This window comes from Salegentibacter sp., from assembly GCF_041642575.1.
Classification (GTDB): Bacteria; Bacteroidota; Bacteroidia; order Flavobacteriales; family Flavobacteriaceae; genus Salegentibacter.
On the sequence record NZ_JBEPWD010000174.1, the window covers coordinates 1 to 2,550 of the forward strand.

2 protein-coding genes and 1 pseudogene are annotated in these 2,550 nt (G+C 38.5%); 2 read left to right on the top strand and 1 reads right to left on the bottom strand.

The features are described from left to right. Positions 1-218: pseudogene (locus tag ACESK1_RS13000) on the bottom strand (M3 family peptidase); the annotation flags it as partial. A gap of 192 nt (positions 219-410) precedes the next feature. Here ACESK1_RS13000 and azu point away from each other — a divergent pair. Next, the gene (azu, locus tag ACESK1_RS13005; RefSeq protein ID WP_372920602.1) at positions 411-950 is read left to right on the top strand and encodes an azurin; all 540 of its coding nucleotides are present in this window, start codon (positions 411-413) and stop codon (positions 948-950) included. Between the two features lie 293 nt (positions 951-1,243). Further along, on the top strand, positions 1,244-2,550 hold a 1,307-nt coding region (locus ACESK1_RS13010; RefSeq protein ID WP_372920603.1), incomplete at its 3' end, for an HAD-IB family phosphatase.

Here is a 2,550-nt window from a genome sequence, read left to right on the forward strand (position 1 = left end):
GCTATTTCATCAATTTCGGCCAGGTGCATTTCCATGGCTTTTTCCAAAGCGGGTTTAACGAGATCAACTTCCATTTTGTCAAAAGCGGGAACCCCTGCATAGGGCCCTTCCCATTCGGCTAATAAAATATTATCCATATCCTTATCTTGTGCCAGGGCATTGGAACTTAAAACCGTTACCAATGCGAGCATTCCGGCGTTTTTTAAAACTTTCTTCATTAAAGATTATTTTTTGTTTAAACGCCATGAAGATACGAAGATTTTAAATTCCTTCAGGGTGCTTTTTAACATTTCGCCTGAAAGTTCCCTTAAACGGCCCTCGCAAAAGAAAATACTTTTATCTTTGGTTCCGGTTTTACCCTTAGGGTGAGACCAAACCAAATAAAATATCAACATTTAAATCATTTACTAATGAAAAATTTAAGCAAATTTGTTTTGATCTTTGGAGCTATGGCTATGATTGCCTGTGGCGAGAAGAAAGAAAAGGAAGCCGATGAGGAAACTACTATTGGCAATACCTCAACCGAGGAAACTACTCAAACCCGTGAAGCTGCTTCTACAGATGCCTCTGATGCAGATGTAGTGGAGATCACTATTGAAGGAGATGACCAAATGCGTTTCAACATGGATGAAATCAAAGTTAAAGCCGGACAAACTGTACGTCTTACTTTAAAACATGTTGGCCAAATGGACAAAAACCAAATGGGGCACAATTGGGTGCTTTTAACTCAGGGAACAGAGATCTCTGAATTCGGTATGGAAGCGATGGACGCAAAAGATAACGATTACATTCCGGAAGGAACCGATCAAGTAATCGTTCATACCAAAATGCTTGGTGGGGGAGAAAGCGATACTATCGAGTTTGAAGCTCCTGAAGCTGGAACTTACGACTTTATTTGTTCTTTCCCGGGTCACTATTCTTTAATGAAAGGTAAGTTTATCGTAGAGTAAATTTATATTCTTAAAAATAAAAAAAGCCTGTTTTCATTTACTGAAGGCAGGCTTTTTTGGTTTCTATAGTTTCTGCTGAATTTTTTTGAAATCGAAAATGGGAATAAGTTATTTCCATTGGGGATTATTTGCTAATTCTTTAATATCTAAGCTTATTGCGGGCAGGCGATTAAAGATTCTATAAATCCGGCTATCAGGCCATAGATTCCTGTAAAATTTTGAATTTTCAAAGCTTTCAGAAGTCGGAAAAACTGTAGTTTTAAACTTTTATTTTTAGCCTTAAATGATCTTGAATGGAACGGCATATTGTAATTGATTTTGATAGTACTTTTACCCAGGTTGAAGCTCTTGACGTTTTAGGAGAAATATCCCTGGCCGGAGATGAGGATAAGGAGAAGAACCTTAAAGAGGTTGAAAACCTAACCGATCTTGGAATGAAGGGAGAAATAGATTTCAGAAGGTCCCTGGAAGAACGTCTTCGCCTTTTGAAAGCTAATAAAGTTCATCTGCCACCTTTAATTGAAAATCTGAAGGAACGTGTGTCACCTTCCTTTGTGCGGAACCGTGTGTTTTTTGAGGAATATCATGAGAATATTTACATTATTTCCAATGGTTTTAAAGAGTTTATCGTTCCTATAGTAGAAGAATACGGAGTAAGGCCAGAGAATGTATTTGCGAATACTTTTGAATTTGATGAAAACGGAAAGATCGTTGGTTTTGACCGCGAGAATGTTTTATCTTCAAATAACGGCAAAGTAGAACAGCTAAAATACCTTAACCTGAAAGGGGATGTGTATGTTATTGGCGATGGCTATACCGATTATGAGATCAAGGCCTCCGGCCTGGCTAATAAATTTTATGCCTTTACTGAAAATGTTGAAAGAGAAAAAGTGCTGGAAAAAGCAGACCATATTACCCCGAGCCTAGATGAATTTTTATTTGTACATAATATGAACAAAGCTATTTCTTACCCAAAGAACAGAATTAACGTCCTTTTGCTGGAAAATGTGCATCAGGATGCAGTAGATATAATGAAAAAGGAAGGTTATAATGTAAGTGTGCATCCGGGCGCTATGGATGAGGAGGAACTCACGGAAAAGATCAAAGATGTATCTGTGATCGGGATTCGCTCAAAAACTCATCTTACTAAAAAAGTCCTTGATAATGCTAACCGCCTCATTGGGGTGGGAGCCTTTTGCATAGGTACTAACCAGATAGATCTTGAGGAATGTCTTAAAAAGGGAATCCCTGTATTTAATGCGCCTTTTAGCAATACCCGTTCGGTGGTGGAACTGGCAATAGGAGAGATCATTCTGCTTATGCGTAATCTACCCGATAAAATGAAATTGATGCATGATGGGAGATGGGAAAAATCGGCCAATAATAGTTTTGAAACCCGCGGAAAGAGGTTAGGTATCATTGGCTACGGAAATATAGGCGCACAACTTTCGGTTGTAGCTGAATCTATTGGGTTTGATGTTTATTATTATGACATCGAAGAAAAACTTCCCCTGGGGAATGTCACCAGGTGTAACTCTCTCAAGGAACTTCTGGAAACAGTGGACATAGTAACTTTACACGTAGACGGCCGTAAAGAAAA